Raw genomic sequence first — 18,383 nt, 5'->3', positions numbered from 1 at the left:
CGATCGCGGGGTCCGGACCCCTCAATCGCATCACGGACCGGCTACCGGACCGCGGCAGCGCGCGCGTAGGCATCGGCGGTGTGCGCCGCGACCACCGTCCAGGTGTAGTCGCGACGAATCACCCGGCCCGCACGGCGAACCGCGCGCTGAGCCCGGTCCGGGTCGGCGAGGACACGCGCGACGGCCGCGGCCAGGGCGGCGCTGTCACCGGCCGCGAACGAGTCCGCCGCGACGCCGTCGGACACGAGGTCGGCCAGCCCGCCCGTCCGCGCCACCACGAGCGGTGTGCGCGCGGCGGCGGCCTCCAGCGCGACGATGCCGAACGGCTCGTACAGCGACGGGACGATCACTACGTCGGCGGCGGCGAGCAGCGCGGCGAGTGCGTCCGCGGCGAGGGACCCGAGCCAGTCGACGAGCCGTGCGATGCGCAAGCGCCGGGCCCGCGCGTGCAGCGCCGCCTCGTGCACGCCCGTGCCGGCGACGGCGAGCCGGAGCCCGGGATGGTGCGCACGCAGCGGACGCACCGCGTCCAACAGAGTCTGCACGCCCTTCTCGTGCACCAGCCGTCCGGCGAACACGAGCAGCGGGGCAGCGCCGTCGAAGCGTGCCCGGGCGGCCTGGCGGGCGACGCCGGACACGCGCCAACGTGCCGCTTCGATGCCGTTCGGAACGACCACCACCCGCTCGGCGGGCAGCTCGAAGAGCCGGACGACCTCGTCGTGCATCGCCGTCGAGCAGGTGATCACCACGGCCGATCGGCTCACCAGCCAGCGCTCGACGGAGTGGATCGCCAGGTTCAGCGGTCCCGGCAGCCAGCCCTGGTGCCGCCCGGCCTCAGTGGCATGGACGGTGCTGACGAGCGCTGCGCCCGTCACCTGCGCGAGGGTGATCGCGCTCTGGGCCACCAGCCAGTCGTGCGCGTGCACGACGTCCGGCCGCCACCGGCGCAGCATCGGCAGTGCGGCGCGCAGCAGCGCGTGCTCGGCCGCCTGCGACCACGCGAGCAGGCTCTCGGTGGTGAAGTCGATCGCGAGCGGATCCGCGGCGGCCCGATGCACGCGCACCCCGTCACGCGTGGCCTCGCTCGACCGGGCTTGTTCCCCGCGCGTGACTACGCGGACGTCGTGGCCTGCCGAGGCAAGCTCGCGGGCGAGCGCTTCGACATGCCGGCCCAGGCCGCCGACGACAAGCGGCGGGTACTCCCAGGACAGCAGCAAGACGCGCACGGCTGTGCACGCTAGTGCAGGCTAGGCTGGCCGCCATGCCGGCGTCACGACAGCAGGGCCGCATGGCGACTGCTGCGGTGCTACTGCTGTTCGCCGCGCTGATCTTGGCTGGGTTGTGCCGGATCGTGGGGGGAACGCAGCGGCACTCCTACTCGCCGGGCGCGGCCCCGCCCGCTTACGCCCGGGTGATCGAGAACAAGACGTATCAGCTGGCGGTGCCGGGCGGCGTGCACGCCCTGCAGGGGCGCGGCGTGGACGTCGCCCAGTTGCAGTGCCAGTGGTCGGCGGCGGACTCCGGCGAACAGTTGCTGGACGTTTCGTCCGCGGGTGCCAACAGCAAGGCCACGAACACGATCGGCACGTTCGTTTCCCCTTACACCGGAGCGATCTCCGTCGACTGCAGCGGGTGGGGCGCGGTCTTCATCGACGACGCCGAAGGCGCCGCACCTGACCTCTCCGGGCTGTTCCTCGTGCTCTGCATACTGGCGCTCACTGCCGGTGCCGCGCTCGCACTCGCCGCCCTGCGCGCCTACGCCGGAGCGTCACGCCGGCCCGGGCGGCCGTCGCGCGAGGACGAGGAGGTCGAGCGATTCGTCCACCTCGTGCACGTCCGCAGCGAGGACGGCGAAGTCGGACGTGGTGACGGCCCGGACGTCACGTAGCAACTCCGGTTCCCACGACTGCGGTGGCGCCGCGAGCTGTGCGCCGACGAACGAGCCGCCGTGTGCCGCGTCCCACGCCGCGAGCCGCGCGCCGGCGTGCAGGCCGAGCACCGCCTCCACCTCGAAGCCGCCGCGGGTGAGCAGGTCGACGAGTTCGGCCGCGGTGAACTCCTTGGTGTGGAAGGGATTCAGCGGCGTGTCCCGCCCGGGGGAGAAGGTCAGCCGGTTCGGTGTCGACACCAGCAGGTGGCCGCCGGGACCGAGCGCGCGCCGGCACTCAGCGACGAACTCGGGGTGGTTCCACACGTGCTCGATCACCTGCAGGCTCACGAGCACGTCGACGGATCCGGACGGCACCGGCAGTGCCGCCAGGTTCGCGCGCACGAACCTGGCGACCGGGTAGCTGCGTGTCGCGTGCGCCGTGGCTGAGGCGTCGTAGTCGATCCCGACGATCCGCGCCGCCGAACGCGCGAGCAGCGCGGTGCCGTACCCCTCGCCGCAGCCCACCTCGAGGACGCGCCGCCCGGCGACCAGCGGCGCCGCGAACCGGTACACAGCCTCGTGCCGGCGGAACCAGTAGTTCTCGGTGGGCACGCCGGGGACGGTGCGTTCGCCGGTGAGCGGCAGGCCGGTTGCGTCGATGGGCAGCCCTACCGCGCCGCGGCGACGAGTTGCAGCGCGCGGTTGAAGATCGGCTCGATCTTGGCGACCTCGGCCAGCACGTCCTGCGCTGATGCGCCCGGTTCGACCAGGCCGCTCTGCGAGTTCGCCCACGGCGTGAGCTGCGTGCACAGCGTTCGCGCAGCGTCGTTCTTCGGGCCCCAGCCGCGCTCGCCGAGCTTGGCGATGTTGCCCAGACCGGTGGTCAGGTCCCGGATGCCGGTGCGCCCGTCGCTGTTGAGCTTGTCCGGCGTCGGCGTGCGCTTGATCTCGGCCATCAGGTTCGCGTGCCTGTTGGCGTAGGTGCGGATGCCGGGCCACATCGGGTCGATGAACTTCATCTTCACCTCGGCCAGGAACTCCTTGTTCAGCGCGCTGAGTACACCGCCCATCGAGTTCTTGTTCAACTGCACGCCGAGGTGATCGGCGGTCTTCGCCATCGTCAGCACGTGCTGGGTACTCGAGGACGGGATCGCCTTGAGCTTCTTGAAGTTCGCCGCCGTCTTGGTGCACAGGTCGCGCAGCTTGTAGAGCTCCGCGGACAGCTTCGCCATGTTGCCGGTGACCTCGGCCATGGCCTCCTTGACCAGCTTCTCCCAGTTGGCCTTGGTGTAGCTGTCGTCCTTCCAGTTCTGCAGCACGACCCGGCGCCGAGCAGGCAGATCCAGACGGTCCCAGTGCACGGCGTTGTACAGCGCGAACACCTTGTCGCACTGCTCGCCGATACCCGTCTTCCCGGCCATCTTCGCGATGACGCCCTTCTTCTTGTCCCAGTCCTTGCGTGTGAGGATCAGCGGGTAGGCGGGCTTGGCGAACTCGGTCATGTGCGTCCTCTCGTGGCCGTGTGAGCGGACCCAGGTTATCGATTCGCACAGATCGTGCAACAGTTGTGTTAGCTGCAGGCCGGTCTGTCCGGATCTGTCGCACCGCGCGTGGCGACCGCGCGTGGCCACCGGCGCCGCGGATGGAATGCTGGGGACGAGGTGGGACCACCGTCATATTGCTACTGATGGGTAACTTAGGCAGAGTGTGCAGCAGTAGCAACGTGCAGCGACACCCTTTTCCTGGAGCGTGTATGAACATCGTGGTGCTGGTCAAGCAGGTGCCGGATACCGAGGCAGAACGCAAGCTCAACCCGGCGGACAACACCGTCGACCGCGCGTCCGTGGACCCGGTCATCAACTACATCGACGAGTTCGCCATCGAAGAGGGCCTGCAACTGAAGGAGTCCCAGGGCGGCGAGGTCACCATCATGACCGTAGGCCCGGAACGCGCCACCGAATCGATCCGCAAGGCGTTGTCCATGGGTGCGGACAAGGCGGTGCACGTCACCGACGAGGCGCTGCACGGCTCGGACGCGATCCAGACCGCGAAGGTCATCGCCAAGGCGCTCGGCACGATCGAGTGGGACGTCGTCATCGCCGGCTCCGAGGCCACCGACTCGCGCTCGGCGATCGTTCCGGCGCTGGTCGCCGAGGCACTGGGTGCGCCGCAGCTCACCCAGGCGCGCAAGGTCACCGTCGACGGCTCGACCGTCAGCATCGAGCGGGTCACCGACACCGGTTACGACAGGGTCGAGGGCTCCACGCCGGCCGTCATCAGCGTGGTGGAGAAGATCAACGACCCGCGTTACCCGTCGTTCAAGGGCATCATGGCCGCGAAGAGCAAGCCGATCACGGTGCTCTCGCTCGCTGAACTCGGCCTGGACGCCGGCGAGGTGGGCCTGGCCAACGCGTGGACCCAGGTCGTCTCGTTCGAGAATGCGCCGCCGCGAGCGGCCGGCCAGACCGTCAAGGACGAGGGCAACGGCGGCGCAGCGATCGCCGACTACCTCGCGTCCAAGAAGCTCATCTGAGGGGACTGACACACATGGCAGAGGTTCTGGTCCTGGTCGATTCGGCGGACGGCACCGTCAAGAAGGCGACCCTGGAACTGCTCACCGCCGCGCGCGGACTCGGTGAGCCGAGCGCGGTCGTCGTCGGCGCACCGGGCACGGCCGCGCCGCTGCGCGACGCGCTTGCCGAGTACGGCGCGGCGAAGATCTACGTCGCCGAGAGCGACGACATCGCCGGCTACTCCGTCGCCCCGAAGGCTGAGGCGCTCGCCGCCGTTGCGGCGCAGGCGTCCCCGGCCGCGGTGCTGGTCTCCTCCAGCGCGGAGAACAAGGAGATCGCGGCGCGGCTTGCGTACAAGCTCGAGTCCGGCGTGCTCACCGACGCGATCGGGGTCGACGCCGGCGGTGCTACCCAGTCGATCTTCGGCGGCGCGATCACCGTGCAGTCCAAGGTGGCGCACGGCACGCCCGTGATCACCGTGCGGCCGAACTCGGTCGCGCCGCAAGCGGCGCCCGCGGCCGGCGAGCAGGTCGCCGTGTCCGTCGAGCTGTCCGACTCGGCCAAGGCGGCCAAGCTGGTCGACTCGGTCGTGGAGGAGAAGGGCTCGCGCCCACAGCTGTCCGACGCCTCGGTCGTCGTGTCCGGCGGGCGTGGCATCGGCAACGCCGACAACTTCGCGATCATCGAGAAGCTGGCCGACTCGCTCGGTGCCGCCGTCGGCGCCTCGCGCGCCGTGGTCGACGCCGGCTGGGTGCCGCACACGATGCAGGTCGGCCAGACCGGTGTCACGGTGTCGCCGCAGCTGTACATCGCGGTGGGCATCTCCGGCGCCATCCAGCACCGCGCCGGCATGCAGACGTCCAAGACGATCGTCGCGATCAACAAGGACCCGGAGGCGCCGATCTTCGAGCTCGCCGACTTCGGCGTGGTCGGCGACCTGTTCCAGGTCGCCCCGCAGCTCACCGAGGAGATCGGCAAGCGCAAGGGCTGAGTCACCTCGATCCGGCCAGGCGGCCCACCGGCCATTGGACGGTCGGTGGCCCGCTGCTTTAGTTGAGTGGTGACTTCCGAGTTCAGTGGCGACCTATATGCCGCCACTGAACGCGAAGACCGCCACTCAACGGGACAGGTCGGGATCTTTCGCGGGGCGCTGCGGGCGACCAGCATCGGCATCCTGATCCTGATCACGATCATCGCGTTCGAGGCGATGGCCGTCGCCGCCGCACTGCCCACGGCCGCAAAGGACCTACACGGGCTCGGCGCGTACGGCTGGGCGTTCACCGGCTTCCTGATCGCCAACGTCGTCGGCATGGTCCTGGCCGGGCAGGTCAGCGACAGCCGCGGTCCACGCGTGCCCCTCGCCGCCGGCCTGGTCGCCTTCGTCACCGGGCTGGTCCTGGCAGGTGCCGCGCCGTGGATGACGATGCTCGTGGCCGGACGGGTCGTGCAGGGGCTAGGCGGCGGCCTGCTGATCACCGCCAGCTACGTGGTGATCGGCGAGAGCTACCCGGAAGCGTTGCGGCCCAAGCTGTTCGCCGCGATCTCCTCGGCGTGGATCGTGCCGTCGCTGATCGGCCCGCTGGTCTCCGGCGTGCTCGCCCAGCACGTCAGCTGGCGCTGGGTGTTCCTCGGCCTGGTCCCGTTCGTCCTCGCCGGTTGCGCGCTGCTGGTGCCCACGCTGCGCGCGATGCGCTCGGCGCACGTCCACACCGGTGGTGGGCTCGCCGATCCTCCCCCACCGGCTACGCCCTCACCGGCGGGGGGACCCCCAGGCCGGGTGCTGCACGCGCTCGCCGTGGCGGCCGGCATCGCCGCGCTGGAGCAGGCCGGCCAGCACCCGTCGCCGCTGTCCATCGCGCTGGGAGTGCTCGGCCTGGCGGCGCTGCTCTGGGGGCTGCACACCCTGCTGCCGGCCGGCACCGTCACCGTCCGTCCGGGCCCGTCGGCACCGATCGCGCTGCGCGGTCTGCTCGCCGGCGCGTTCTTCGGGGTGGAGTCGATCGTGCCGCTGTCGATGACCGTGCAGCACGGCTACGGGGCGACCGCCGCCGGCCTGCCGCTCGCGATCTCCGGGCTGGCCTGGTCGGTCGGCTCCTATGTGCAGAGCCGCGATCCGAAGGGCGACGAGGAGCGGCACCGCATCAGGTTGGTGCGCTCCGGCCTGTCGCTGATCGCGTGCGCCGCGGTGCTCGTCGCGATCGTCGTGCATCCGGGTGTGCCCGGCTGGCTGATGTACCCGTCCTGGTGCGTGGCGGGCTTCGGTGCCGGGCTGTCGATGTCGACCGTCAGCGTCCTGCTGCTGAAGTACACGAACGACGACGACCGCGGGACGGACTCCGCGGCCCTACAACTGTCCGACGCCACGGTCAGCGCGTTCACCACCGGGATCGGCGGCGTGCTGGTGGCCGCGGCTGCGCGTGCGTCGATCGGCTACACGGCGGCGTTCACCGCCATCGCGCTCGCGATGGCGGCCGTGGCCGCGTGCGGTGCGGCGGTGTCCGGCCGGGTGCACGCGCCGCGCTGATCAGCGCCGAATCACGCCGTGCGCAGGATGTCGCGGGTCAGCTCCAGCTGTCCCAGGTGCTGGGCGAGCTCCTCGTAGACGTGCAGCATCACCGCGCCCTGGGTGGCCTCCTCCGGCGCCAGGTCCCAGCCGGGCAGTTCACGCGGCGGCGCGGCCGGGTCCATGGTCGCGAGGTCGTCGCGCAGCTGTGTCCGGGCGCGCTGGGCCCGCTCGATCAGCTCGAACGCCGAGCCGGACGCGGTGAACTCGCCCGGCCGGTCGCGGTGGCTCTCGCGCCCGGCCACGACGTGCCCGCCCCAGTACTCCATGACCGCCAGGCAGTGATTGACGATCACGTACGGGCTGTTAGCACCAGGGAGATCGGGACGGCTGTTCACCAGCCGGTCGCCGAGATCGCGCAGGATCTCGATCTGCGCGTCGAGCGCCCGGTCGGTGTAGAAGCAGAACTGCTCGACGGTGATCACCGCGCCAGTGTGCCGCCACCCGGGCGGCAGGCAAACAAACCGCCGGACCGTAAGCTTGGAGCCGATGCCCTACCTGGACCATGCGGCCACCACACCCATGCTGCCCGAGGCGGTCACGGCCGTCGCTGCAGCCATGGGTGAGCTGGGCAACCCCTCCTCGCTGCACGGCGCCGGCCGGCGCGCCCGTCGCCGCGTCGAGGAGTCCCGCGAGCAACTGGCCGACGTGCTCGGTGCGCGCCCGTCCGAGGTGATCTTCACCGCGGGTGGCACCGAGGCCGACAACCTCGCGGTGAAAGGGATCTACTGGGCACGCCGCGCCGCCGACGCACGCCGCACCCGGGTGGTCGCGAGCGCGATCGAGCACCACGCGGTGCTCGACGCGGTCGAGTGGTTGGCCACGCACGAGGGTGCCGAGGTGACCTGGTTGCCCGTGGACGAGTACGGGACGGTGTCACCGCAGGCGCTGCGCGCGGCGCTGGCCGAGCACCCGGACTCGGTCGCACTCATCACGGTCATGTGGGCGAACAACGAGGTCGGCACGATCGAGCCGATCAGCGAGCTGGCCGAGATCGCGCGCGAATTCGGGGTTCCGCTGCACACCGACGCCGTGCAGGCGGTCGCCGCGCTGCCGGTCGACTTCGCCGCAACCGGTGTCGACGCCCTGACGATGACCGGCCACAAACTGGGTGGCCCGTACGGCACGGGCGCCCTGCTGTTGCGCCGTGACGTCCCGTGCATGGCCCAGCTGCACGGCGGCGGGCAGGAGCGTGACGTGCGCTCGGGCACCCTGGACGTCCCCGGCATCGTCGGGCTCGCCACCGCCGCGGCCATCTGCGCAAGCCGCCGCACCGAGGTGTCCGCGCGGGTCGGCGCGTTGCGTGAGCGGCTCGTCGCGGGCGTCCTGGCGCTCGTCCCGGACGCACGGGTGAACGGGAACCCGGACGCCCACCTGCCCGGCATCGCGCATCTGTCCTTCCCCGGCTGCGAGGGCGATTCGCTGCTCATGCTGCTCGACGCGCGCGGCGTCGAGTGCTCGACCGGTTCGGCCTGCTCAGCGGGGGTGGCGCAGCCCTCTCACGTGCTGCTCGCGATGGGCGCATCACCGGCCGAGGCACGCGGTTCGTTGCGCCTCTCGCTCGGCCACACCTCGACCCAGGCGGACGTTGACGCCACCCTCGACGCGATCGTGCCGGCCGTCGAGCGGGCCCGCCGCGCCGGCATCACCTCGGTGCTGACATGACGGGGCACTCGGCATGAAGGTGCTCGCCGCGATGAGCGGCGGGGTCGATTCGGCGGTCGCCGCCGCGCGTGCCGTCGACGCCGGGCACGACGTCACCGGAGTGCACCTCGCGCTCTCGGCCGCGCCGGCCACGCTGCGCCACGGTGCCCGCGGCTGCTGCACGGTGGAGGACGCGAACGACGCGCGCCGCACCGCCGACGTCCTGGGCATCCCGTTCTACATCTGGGACCTCGCCGAGCGGTTCCGCGCGGACGTGATCGAGGACTTCCTGGACGAGTACGCGGCCGGCCGGACGCCGAACCCGTGCCTGCGCTGCAACGAGAAGATCAAGTTCGCGGCGGTGCTCGACCGGGCACTCGCACTGGGCTTCGACGCCGTCGTCACCGGGCACCACGCGCGGCTGGAGGGCGGCCGGCTGCGCCGCTCGGTCGACGCGGGCAAGGATCAGTCGTACGTCCTCGCGGTGCTGTCCGCCCGGCAGTTGGAGCACGCGCTGTTCCCGCTCGGCGATTCGACCAAGGAGCAGGTGCGCGCCGAGGCGGCCCGGCGCGGCCTGGCGGTGGCCGACAAGCCCGACTCGCACGACATCTGCTTCATCGCCGACGGCGACACCCGCGGCTTCCTCGCCCGCAAGCTCGGCGAGCGGGCCGGCCCGATCGTCGACGCCGAGACCGGCGAGACGATCGGCCAGCACGACGGCTCGTTCGGCTTCACGGTCGGCCAGCGACGCGGCCTGAACCTGCGCCGGCCGGCGCCCGGCGGCGAACCGCGCTACGTGCTCTCGATCGAGCCGAAGAGCAACACTGTCGTGGTCGGGCGCGGCGAACTTCTCGACACCACCGAGGTGCGGGCGGCACGCGCGGTGTGGACCGGCTGCGCAGTGCCGCAGGCGCCGATCGCGTGCCTGGTGCAGTTGCGCGCGCACGGCATGGTCAGCCCGGCGACCGTGCGGGCGAGCGGCGAGGAGGTGCTGGCCGAGCTGGGCACACCGCAGCGGGGCGTGGCTGCCGGCCAGGCGCTGGTCATGTACGACGGCGACACCGTGCTCGGCTCGGCGACCATCACCGCCGCATGAATCGGCCCTGGCAGCCGGGTGCGGTCACCGGCATCGGCTCGCTGCCCGGCACCGATCCGGACGAGGCGGCCCGGCTGGTGTTCGGTGAGCTGGCCGGCTTCGCGCACCTGGTCGAGCTGCCCGCGCGCGGTGCAGGCGCCGACCTGATCGGCCGCTCGGCCGCGCTACTGGTCGATCTGCCCGTCGAGATCGTCCCGTCCGGCTGGCGCTTCGCCGCCCACCCCGGCCACGACGCCCGGCACGCCCGTGACCTGCTGCAGCGCGACCTGGACGCGATGCAGGCCAACGCGGCCGGATACGCCGGCCCGTTCAAGCTGCAGGCGGCCGGGCCCTGGACGCTGGCGGCGAGCCTGGAGCTGCCGTCCGGGCACCGTGTCGTGTCCGACCGGGGTGCGGTGCGCGATCTGACCGAATCGCTCACCGAGGGGCTGCGGCTGCACCTGGACGACGTGGCGCGGCGGCTGCCCGGTGTGCACCCGGTGCTGCAGCTGGACGAACCGTCCGTCCCCGCCGTCCTCGCCGGGCAGGTGCCCACCCCGTCGGGCTACGGCACGGTCCGGGCCGTCGACGCGCCGACCGTGGCGCAGGCGCTCGGCGCGGTGCTCGCCGTCGCCGACCCCGGTGCGCGCGCGGTGCACTGCTGCGCCGCCGACGCGCCGATCGCCCTGCTGCGCGCGGCGGGTGCCGATTCGCTTGCGCTCGACGCGAGCCTGCTGACGTCGGCGCACTACGACGCGCTCGGCGAGGCCGTCGAGGCCGGCACCTCGCTGTGGCTGGGTGTGCTGCCGACGTCGGAGCAGCCGCTGGACCTGGACACCGCCCGGGACCCGATCCGCCGGCTGTGGGGCCGGCTCGGCTTCGCGCCGGACCTGCTGGCCGACTCCCTTGTCGCGACCCCGGCGTGCGGCCTGGCCGGGGCGAGTCCGGCCCACGCGCGCCGGGTGCTCTCGGTGCTGCGCGAGGTCGGCAACTGGCTGGCAGACGCCGCCGCCGAGGGCACGCTGGGCTGACGCCGTTGTCCGGCCGCCTCGCTAGGTTTGACCGGTGAGCACAGTGAGCGAGCTTGCGAGCTCACCGGGGAGAGCAGTGAGCGAACTTGCGAGCTCACCGGGGAGAGCAGTGAGTGAGCTTGCGAGCTCACAGGGGAGAGCGGTGACGTGTTTGCGGCCGACGAAGGAGGTCGAGTGAGTGAGCCACGCGCCGCGACAGCGGCCGCCCGCGAGGAGCACGCGAACCTCTCGCGCGAGCTCGACGATGCCGCCTACCGCTACTACGTCCTGGACGATCCGACCATCAGCGACGCCGAGTACGACGCCGCCATGCGTCGGCTGCAGCAGTTGGAGGACGAGTTCGCCGACCTGCGCACGCCGGCCTCGCCGACGCAGCGGGTCGCCGGCACCTACTCCACGCTGTTCACCGCGGTCGATCATTTGGAGCGGATGCTCAGCCTCGACAACGCCTTCTCCGTCGACGAGATCACCGCATGGGCGCACCGGGTCGAGCGTGACGCCGGGGTCGTGCCCGCATACCTGTGCGAGCTCAAGGTCGACGGGCTGGCCGTCAACCTGGTGTACGAGAAGGGCCGGCTGATCCGCGGCGCCACCCGCGGCGACGGGCGCACCGGCGAGGACGTCACGCCGAACGTGCGCACGCTCGCGAACGTCCCGGCCCGGCTCACCGGCAGCGACGTCCCCGCGCTGCTCGAGGTGCGCGGCGAGGTGTTCTTCCCGGTCGCCCGTTTCGAGGAGCTCAACGCCGGCCTGGTCGCGGCCGGCAAGGCGCCGTACGCGAACCCGCGCAACACCGCCGCCGGGTCACTGCGCCAGAAGGACCCGCGGATCACGGCCGCCCGCGGCCTGCAACTGGTGGTGCACGGTGTGGGGCGCGTCGACGGCGGCCCCGCCGTCACCACGCAGTCCGGCTGGTACGAGGTGCTGTCGACGTGGGGGCTGCCGACGTCCGCGCGGGTGAAGGTCGTCGCGGACCTGACCGGCGTCCGGGAGTACATCGACCACTACGGCGTGCACCGGCACGACGTCGAGCACGAGATCGACGGCGTCGTGGTGAAGGTCGACGACGTTGCCCTGCAACGGCGCCTCGGTGCCACCAGCCGCGCGCCGCGCTGGGCGATCGCCTTCAAATACCCGCCGGAGGAGGTCAACACCAAGCTGCTCGACATTCGCGTAGGCGTCGGCCGTACCGGACGGGTCACGCCCTTCGGTGTGATGGAGCCGGTCAAGGTCGCCGGCTCGACGGTCGACCGGGCCACCCTGCACAACGCGTACGAGGTGGAGCGCAAGGGCGTCCTGATCGGTGACACCGTGGTGCTGCGCAAGGCCGGCGACGTCATCCCCGAGATCGTCGGCCCGGTCGTTGCACTGCGCGACGGCACCGAGCGCGCCTTCGTGATGCCGACGCGCTGCCCGTCGTGCGGCACCGCACTGCGCCCGGAGAAGGAGGGCGACAAGGACATCCGCTGCCCCAATGCGCAGCACTGCCCGGCGCAGGTCCGCGAACGGCTGTCCAGCGTGGCCGCCCGCGGCGCGTTCGACATCGAGGCACTCGGCTGGGAGGGCGCCGCCGCACTGCTCGACGCCGGCGTGCTCACCGACGAGGGCGGCCTGTTCCAACTGACAGCCGATGACCTCGCCCGGGTTCCGCTGTTCACCCGCGCGGCGAAGAAGAGCGACCCGCCGGAGTCGGTTCGTGACGGCAAGGTGCTGTCGGCGAACGGCGTCCGGCTGCTCGAGAACCTGCGGCAGGCGAAGGCCCAGCCGCTGTGGCGGGTGCTGGTGGCGCTGTCGATCCGGCACGTCGGGCCGACCGCGGCGCGCGCACTGGCCGCCCACTTCGGTTCGATGGCCGCGATCCGCGCCGCGTCGGTGGAGGAGCTGTCCGTGCCGGACGGCGTCGGCGGGGTGATCGCCGAGGCCGTGCGCGACTGGTTCGCCGTCGACTGGCATGTGGCCATCGTCGACAGCTGGACCGAAGCCGGGGTGCGGATGGCCGAGCAGAGCGAGGATTCGATGCCCAAGACGCTCGCCGGGCTCACCGTGGTGGTGACCGGCTCGCTCGCCGGGTTCTCGCGCGACGAGGCCAAGGAGGCGATCGTGAGCCGCGGCGGCAAGGCCGCTGGCTCGGTCTCGAAGAAGACGGACTACGTGGTGGCCGGTGAGAACGCCGGCTCGAAGGCGGACAAGGCCGAGCAGCTCGGCGTCCCGGTCCTCGACGAGGACGGCTTCCGGGCGCTGCTGGACGCAGGTCCCGCGGGGCTCTGAATACGCCCTTCCCCGGCAGAGTGCCTTGTGTTCGCGGTGTTTCGGCTCACACCGATCGGTGAAACGATGCGATTGCGTGTGAGCTGGTTGAGGACACCGGGCAAGTGCTTAAGGTGGTCGCGCACGCTGGGTTGATGGCCAGTACCGTCGCGCCTGCGCGCCGCCCGAGCGATCGGCTCGGCGCGCTCGGTACGTGGCGCGCGGCGTGGACCTGGCGGCACAGCGTGTTCGCGGCCACCGTGATCGTCTACCTCGCGCTGGTCGTCATGGTCATCGTCGGCTCACCGCTGGACAACCTGGACCAGCAGATCGCAGCGCTCGACCTGCGCGGCCGGTGGCCGGGCTGGCACCGGTTCGTGCTGGACTACGTGATGTTCGGCCAGCGCGGTCCGTCGACGTTGGCCGCGTTGCCGTTGATCGTGTGGATCGCCCGCCGGCGTCGCAGCTTCGCCCCGTTCGTCACGATCGGCACCGCGCTCGTCCTGCTGAACCTGTCCGTCGGGGTCATCAAGGTGGCCACCGGACGGTACGGCCCGCTGGTGACGGCGCACGCGCACGAGGTGCTCGCCGGCGGAAACATCTTCCCGTCCGGGCACACCGCCAACGCGGTCGTGCTGTACGGCGTGCTGGCGATGATGGCGACCCGGCATCGCAGGGCGATGACCGTGTTCGCGGTGTGGATCTCGTTCACGGTCGGGCTGAGCACGCTCTACCTGGACACGCACTGGCTGACGGACGTGGTCGGTGGCTGGCTCGCCGGCGCGATCGTGCTCATGATGCTGCCGCGTTGCCTGCCGGTGGCCGAGCGCGTGATCGGCGCGGGCGTGAAGTGGCTGCGCCGGCTGAACGAACCGGAGCGGCGCTACCGTCCGGCGCACTGGCGCGCGTCCGACGATCCGTCCGCACGACAGGTGCTGCGCACCCTGCCCTGAGCGGGTCATTCCGCGAATGTGTCATGCGATCGCGAGGTCCCGGCACCTCAATCGCATGACACAGTGCGTCAGACGTCGACGGTGAGGCGGACGGTGACGAGATCGCCCAGTTCGATGCCCTCGGCCCTGCGGACCCAGGTCTTCACCGGCACGATGTAGCCGCCGTCCTTGGGCCAGAGCGAGGTCGTCCATATGGTCGCACCGATCTGTGCGCTCACCGGGATCATGCCCCAGCCGTAGCTGACCAGCGCGGACGCCGACTCGAGCGCGCCGCAGGCATCATCCGGCGCGGTGACGAAGTGAAACGGAGCGGGACCGCGCCAGTACCAGACCTCCCCGCTGAACTGCAGCTCCATCGCCACAGGGTAGGAGTTCGGCAGGCACGAGCAGAGAGCGAACTCAGCCGGCGGTGACGGTCGCTGCGATCGCGCTCAGGTGCTGCAACCGGACCAGCTCGGACGGCAGCCAGCGCAGCGCCGGACGGCCGACCAGCAGCGCGGCCGCACCGAGCGGTGCCACGGCGAGCTCGGTGCCCACCCGCTCCCAGTCGGGCGGCACCCACGCGGCGCTCGCATCGAGTACTCGGGCCGGCCGCGGCGGCCACCAGGGCACGGGGAGCACGTCGATCTCCGGCGCACCGCCGCCGCGGGCGAGCACGCGCGACTGACCGCCGGCCGGCGTGTCCAGCACGAGAGCCCAACCGGCCCGGAACACCTTGGCCACGCCGCCCGCAAGCACCCGCAGCGATTCACCCGGCAGGGTGGCCAGCGCGTCCAGCAGCTCCAGCTCGCGGTGCGGATCGATCTGCCCGGCATACGGCCGGATCGACTCCACCCGAACTCCCGGCACGCTCGCTGCGGCCGAGACGATCGAGTCGGCCAGCTTGTCCGGCGGCAGCTCGATGACCAGGTCGTCGGTGGCGCCGTCGTCGGAGCGTTGGATGACGTCCAGGCTGAGGATGTCCGCACCCACCCGCCCGAGCGCCGTCGCCACCGCGCCGAGGGCGCCGGGGACGTCCGGCAGCACGAGCCGCATCAGGTAGGACACGTGACCAGCCTGCCTGATCGCGATGTCGGCGGCGTTACCGCCCCGTGTCGATGAATCGGCGACACGCCGGTCCGTAGACTTGCTGGTCGTGCCCGACTCAACAGATTCCGCGAACGCACCGAGCGCCGGCCGGATCGGCCCCGACGACGTCGCCCACCTGGCCCACCTGGCCCGGCTGGCCGTGACGGACGAGGAGCTGCACACCTTCGCCGGCCAGCTCGACGTGATCCTCGGCGCGGTCGCCCGCGTGGGCGAGGTGGCCGCGGCCGACATCCCGCCGACCTCGCACGCCGTCCCCATGACGAACGTGTTCCGCGCCGATGAGGTACGCCCGTCGCTGCCCCGGGACGCGGTGCTGGCCGGCGCGCCCGCCGTCGAGGACGACAAGTTCCGCGTCCCGCGCATCCTGTCCGAGGAAGCGTAGGTGCCGCAGATGGACGAACTGATCAGGTTGACCGCCGCCGACACCGCCGCCAAGATCGCTACCGGTGAGGTGTCCGCCGTCGAGGTCGCGCAGGCGCACCTGGACCGGATCGATGCCGTCGACGGCGCGCTGCACGCGTTCCTGCACGTCGACGCCGACGGCGCCATCGCGGCTGCCAAGGCCGTCGACGCCAAGCGCGCCGCGGGAGAAGCACTGTCCCCGCTCGCCGGTGTGCCGCTGGCGATGAAGGACGTCGTCGTCACCAAGGACCTGCCCACGACGTGCGGCTCGAAGATCCTCCAAGGGTGGCGCCCGCCCTACGACGCGACGATCACGCGCCGGATCAAGGACGCCGGCGTGGTGATGCTCGGCAAGACCAACATGGACGAGTTCGCGATGGGCAGCTCGACGGAGAACTCCGCGTACGGACCGACGCACAACCCATGGGACCTCAGCCGGATCCCGGGTGGCTCGTCCGGCGGGTCCAGTGCTGCGGTAGCCGGGTTCGAGGCGCCGCTGGCGATCGGCACCGACACCGGCGGGTCGATCCGCCAGCCCGCCGCCGTCACCGGCATCGTCGGTCACAAGCCCACCTACGGGGCGGTTTCGCGCTACGGGCTGATCGCGTTCTCGTCCTCGCTCGACCAGGCCGGCCCGTTCGGACGCACGGTGCTGGACACCGCCTTGCTGCACGAGGTGATCGCCGGGCACGACCCGTGCGATTCAACGTCGATTCCGCAGCCGGTCGCGCCCGTGGTAGCCGCGGCGCGCGAGGGCGCCCGCAGCGACCTGTCCGGGGTGCGCGTCGGCGTGGTCCGCGAGCTTTCCGGCCCGGGGTACCAGTCCGGCGTGCTCGCGTCGTTCGACGCGGCGGTGCAGACGTTGCGCAGCCTGGGTGCCGAGGTGGTCGAGGTCTCCTGCCCGCACTTCGAGTACGCCCTCGCCGCCTACTACCTGATCGCGCCGAGCGAGTGCTCGTCGAACCTGGCCCGCTTCGACGCGGTGCGTTACGGGCTGCGGGTGGGCGACGACGGCGTGAACTCGCTCGAGGACGTCATGTCGCTGACCCGCGAGGCCGGTTTCGGTCCGGAGGTCAAGCGGCGCATCATCATCGGCACCTACGCGTTGTCCTCGGGCTACTACGACGCGTACTACGGGCAGGCGCAGAAGGTGCGCACGCTGATCGTCCGCGATTTCACCGCGGCGTTCGAGCAGGCCGACGTGCTGGTCTCGCCGACGTCCCCGTTCGTCGCGTTCGGTATCGGCGAGCGGGTGGCCGACCCGATGGCGATGTACGTGAACGACCTGTGCACGCTGCCCGCCTCGCTGGCCGGTACGCCGGCGATCTCGGTGCCGTGCGGGCTGTCCGAGGGGCTGCCGGTCGGGCTGCAGATCATGGCGCCTGCCCTCGCCGACGACCGCTGCTACCGCGTCGCCGCCGCCTTCGAAGCCGCCGTGCCGGCGCTGACCCCTCCGGAGCTGTCGTGACCTTGACCTATGCGGACGTGACGTCCCGCTATGAACCGGTGTTCGGCCTCGAGACCCACGTCGAACTGGGCACCGTGTCGAAGATGTTCTGCGGCTGCTCGACCGAGTTCGGCGCCGCGCCGAACACGCACACCTGCCCGGTGTGCCTCGGGCTGCCGGGCGCGCTGCCGGTGGTGAACGAGGTGGCGATCGAGTCGACGATCAAGATCGGCCTGGCGCTGAACTGCTCGATCGCGCCGTGGTGCCGGTTCGCGCGCAAGAACTACTTCTACCCGGACATGCCGAAGAACTTCCAGACCTCGCAGTACGACGAGCCGCTGTGCGTCGACGGCTACGTGGACGTCGAGGTGCAGGGGCAGACGTTCCGCGTGGGCATCGAGCGGGTGCACATGGAGGAGGACACCGGCAAGAACACGCACGTCGGCGGCGCCACCGGGCGGATCCACGGCGCCGACTACTCGCTGGTCGACTTCAACCGCGCCGGCATCCCGCTGATCGAGATCGTCACCAAGCCGGTGCCCGGCACCGGCGAGCTCGCCCCCGAGGTGGCCAAGGCGTACGTCACCGAGCTGCGCGACATCCTGCGCACGCTCGGTGTTTCCGACGTCCGTATGGAGCAGGGTTCGCTGCGCTGCGACGTGAACACCTCGCTCAACAAGCCCGGCGAGCCGATGGGGACCCGTACCGAGACCAAGAACGTCAACTCGCTGCGCAGCGTGGAGCGGGCCGTGCGCTCGGAGATGCTGCGCCAGGCCGGCCTGCTGGACGCGGGCACCCGGATCTTCCAGGAGACGCGCCACTTCAACGAGTCCACCGGAGACACCCGGCCGGGCCGCAGCAAGGAGGAGGCGACCGACTACCGGTACTTCCCCGAGCCCGACCTCGTGCCGGTGGAGGCCGATCCGGACTGGGTGGAGCAGGTCCGCGCCGCGCTGCCGGAACTGCCCGCCGCGCGCCGGGCCCGGCTGCGCGAGTCGCTGGGGGTCAGCGCCGAGGACATGCAGCAGCTGTCGAACGCGGGCGTCGTCGAACTGGTGGGCCAGACGGTCGAGGCGGGCGCGCCGATCGGTGAGGCCCGCAACTGGTGGCTGGGCTACCTGGCGCAGAAGGCGAACGAGCGGGAAGTGGACGCGGCGGACCTGGGGGTCACGCCGGCGCACGTCGCCCGGCTGGTCGAGCTGGTCGCCGACGGCACGCTGTCGGTCGCGTTGGCCAGGCAGGCCGTCGACGGTGTCCTGGACACCGGGTCGGACGTGGACACCGTGGTCGCCGAGCGCGGCCTCAAGCGGGTGTCCGACACCGGCTCGCTGGAGGCGGCGGCGGACGAGGCGATCGCAGCCAACCCGGACGTCGCCGAGAAGGTCCGCGGCGGCAAGCTGCCGGCCGTCGGCGCGCTGGTCGGCGCGGTGATGAAGGCGACCCGCGGCCAGGCGGACGCGGCCGCAGTCAAGGCGATCCTGCTGGAGAAGCTCAATGGGGGTCCCCCCGGCGGTGGGGGCGTAGCCGCCGGGGGAGTGGGGGCGTAGGG

At 71.5% G+C, this 18,383-nt stretch carries 18 protein-coding genes; 12 read left to right on the top strand and 6 right to left on the bottom strand.

The genetic code is table 11. The features are described 5' to 3' along the window. Positions 1-41: 41 nt before the first annotated feature. On the bottom strand, positions 42-1,226 hold the full coding sequence (locus M6B22_RS03920) for a glycosyltransferase family 4 protein (RefSeq protein WP_269444470.1): 1,185 nt from the start codon (positions 1,224-1,226) through the stop codon (positions 42-44). A gap of 35 nt (positions 1,227-1,261) precedes the next feature. Between M6B22_RS03920 and M6B22_RS03915 the strand changes: the two genes are divergently transcribed. After that, entirely contained in the window at positions 1,262-1,888 is a 627-nt protein-coding gene (locus M6B22_RS03915; protein WP_269444469.1) for a hypothetical protein, read from the top strand. On the opposite strand, the gene M6B22_RS03910 is transcribed toward M6B22_RS03915, so the two are convergent. Both M6B22_RS03910 and M6B22_RS03905 read right to left on the bottom strand, forming a co-directional pair. Next, on the bottom strand, positions 1,769-2,536 hold the full coding sequence (locus tag M6B22_RS03910; protein WP_407935636.1) for a class I SAM-dependent methyltransferase: 768 nt from the start codon (positions 2,534-2,536) through the stop codon (positions 1,769-1,771). The genes M6B22_RS03915 and M6B22_RS03910 overlap by 120 nt on opposite strands. A 2-nt stretch (positions 2,537-2,538) precedes the next feature. After that, positions 2,539-3,372, bottom strand: coding sequence for a hypothetical protein (locus M6B22_RS03905; protein WP_269444467.1), 834 nt, complete (start codon positions 3,370-3,372; stop codon positions 2,539-2,541). A gap of 251 nt (positions 3,373-3,623) precedes the next feature. Between M6B22_RS03905 and M6B22_RS03900 the strand changes: the two genes are divergently transcribed. From M6B22_RS03900 to M6B22_RS03890, 3 genes are all read left to right on the top strand, one after another. Next, entirely contained in the window at positions 3,624-4,403 is a 780-nt protein-coding gene (locus tag M6B22_RS03900) for an electron transfer flavoprotein subunit beta/FixA family protein (RefSeq protein WP_269444466.1), read from the top strand. A 14-nt stretch (positions 4,404-4,417) separates the two neighbouring features. Then, positions 4,418-5,374, top strand: a complete 957-nt coding sequence (locus M6B22_RS03895) for an electron transfer flavoprotein subunit alpha/FixB family protein (protein ID WP_269444465.1) — start codon at positions 4,418-4,420, stop codon at positions 5,372-5,374. Between the two features lie 69 nt (positions 5,375-5,443). Then, positions 5,444-6,907 (top strand): MFS transporter, encoded by a 1,464-nt coding sequence (locus M6B22_RS03890; RefSeq protein WP_269444464.1) that lies wholly within the window; start codon positions 5,444-5,446, stop codon positions 6,905-6,907. An 11-nt stretch (positions 6,908-6,918) separates the two neighbouring features. Here M6B22_RS03890 and M6B22_RS03885 read toward each other — a convergent pair whose 3' ends face one another. Beyond that, positions 6,919-7,371, bottom strand: coding sequence for a mycothiol transferase (locus M6B22_RS03885; protein ID WP_269444463.1), 453 nt, complete (start codon positions 7,369-7,371; stop codon positions 6,919-6,921). A 64-nt stretch (positions 7,372-7,435) separates the two neighbouring features. Here M6B22_RS03885 and M6B22_RS03880 point away from each other — a divergent pair, with 64 nt between their 5' ends. From M6B22_RS03880 to M6B22_RS03860, 5 genes are all read left to right on the top strand, one after another. Further along, complete coding sequence (locus M6B22_RS03880) at positions 7,436-8,611, top strand: cysteine desulfurase family protein (protein WP_269444462.1); 1,176 nt, start codon at positions 7,436-7,438, stop codon at positions 8,609-8,611. 13 nt (positions 8,612-8,624) lie between these two features. Further along, entirely contained in the window at positions 8,625-9,686 is a 1,062-nt protein-coding gene (gene mnmA / locus M6B22_RS03875; RefSeq protein WP_269444461.1) for a tRNA 2-thiouridine(34) synthase MnmA, read from the top strand. After that, complete coding sequence (locus tag M6B22_RS03870; protein ID WP_269444460.1) at positions 9,683-10,696, top strand: methionine synthase; 1,014 nt, start codon at positions 9,683-9,685, stop codon at positions 10,694-10,696. The genes mnmA and M6B22_RS03870 overlap by 4 nt, the downstream gene beginning before the upstream one ends. Before the next feature lie 174 nt (positions 10,697-10,870). Further along, positions 10,871-12,964, top strand: a complete 2,094-nt coding sequence (ligA, locus tag M6B22_RS03865) for an NAD-dependent DNA ligase LigA (RefSeq protein ID WP_269444459.1) — start codon at positions 10,871-10,873, stop codon at positions 12,962-12,964. A gap of 134 nt (positions 12,965-13,098) precedes the next feature. Then, positions 13,099-13,896: a phosphatase PAP2 family protein gene (locus tag M6B22_RS03860; RefSeq protein WP_269444458.1), complete on the top strand. Its 798-nt coding sequence runs from the start codon at positions 13,099-13,101 to the stop codon at positions 13,894-13,896. A 68-nt stretch (positions 13,897-13,964) separates the two neighbouring features. Here M6B22_RS03860 and M6B22_RS03855 read toward each other — a convergent pair whose 3' ends face one another. Together M6B22_RS03855 and M6B22_RS03850 are read right to left on the bottom strand one after the other, a co-directional pair. After that, entirely contained in the window at positions 13,965-14,252 is a 288-nt protein-coding gene (locus M6B22_RS03855) for a DUF1905 domain-containing protein (protein WP_269444457.1), read from the bottom strand. 43 nt (positions 14,253-14,295) lie between these two features. Continuing rightward, the gene (locus M6B22_RS03850) at positions 14,296-14,943 is read right to left on the bottom strand and encodes an ACT domain-containing protein (protein ID WP_269444456.1); all 648 of its coding nucleotides are present in this window, start codon (positions 14,941-14,943) and stop codon (positions 14,296-14,298) included. 88 nt (positions 14,944-15,031) lie between these two features. Between M6B22_RS03850 and gatC the strand changes: the two genes are divergently transcribed. Genes gatC through gatB form a run of 3 tightly spaced genes read left to right on the top strand, consistent with a single transcriptional unit; the run spans position 15,032 to position 18,381 of the window. Continuing rightward, positions 15,032-15,367 (top strand): Asp-tRNA(Asn)/Glu-tRNA(Gln) amidotransferase subunit GatC, encoded by a 336-nt coding sequence (gene gatC / locus M6B22_RS03845; protein WP_269444455.1) that lies wholly within the window; start codon positions 15,032-15,034, stop codon positions 15,365-15,367. A gap of 9 nt (positions 15,368-15,376) precedes the next feature. Beyond that, complete coding sequence (gene gatA / locus M6B22_RS03840; RefSeq protein WP_269444454.1) at positions 15,377-16,855, top strand: Asp-tRNA(Asn)/Glu-tRNA(Gln) amidotransferase subunit GatA; 1,479 nt, start codon at positions 15,377-15,379, stop codon at positions 16,853-16,855. Beyond that, a complete protein-coding gene (gene gatB, locus M6B22_RS03835) occupies positions 16,852-18,381 on the top strand; it encodes an Asp-tRNA(Asn)/Glu-tRNA(Gln) amidotransferase subunit GatB (RefSeq protein ID WP_269444453.1) in 1,530 nt (509 codons plus the stop codon). Before gatA ends, gatB begins: the two co-directional genes overlap by 4 nt. Positions 18,382-18,383: the final 2 nt, after the last annotated feature.

The organism is Jatrophihabitans cynanchi, from assembly GCF_027247405.1.
GTDB classification, from domain to species: Bacteria; Actinomycetota; Actinomycetes; order Mycobacteriales; family Jatrophihabitantaceae; genus Jatrophihabitans_B; species Jatrophihabitans_B cynanchi.
This window is presented reverse-complemented; position numbering and strand designations above follow the sequence as displayed.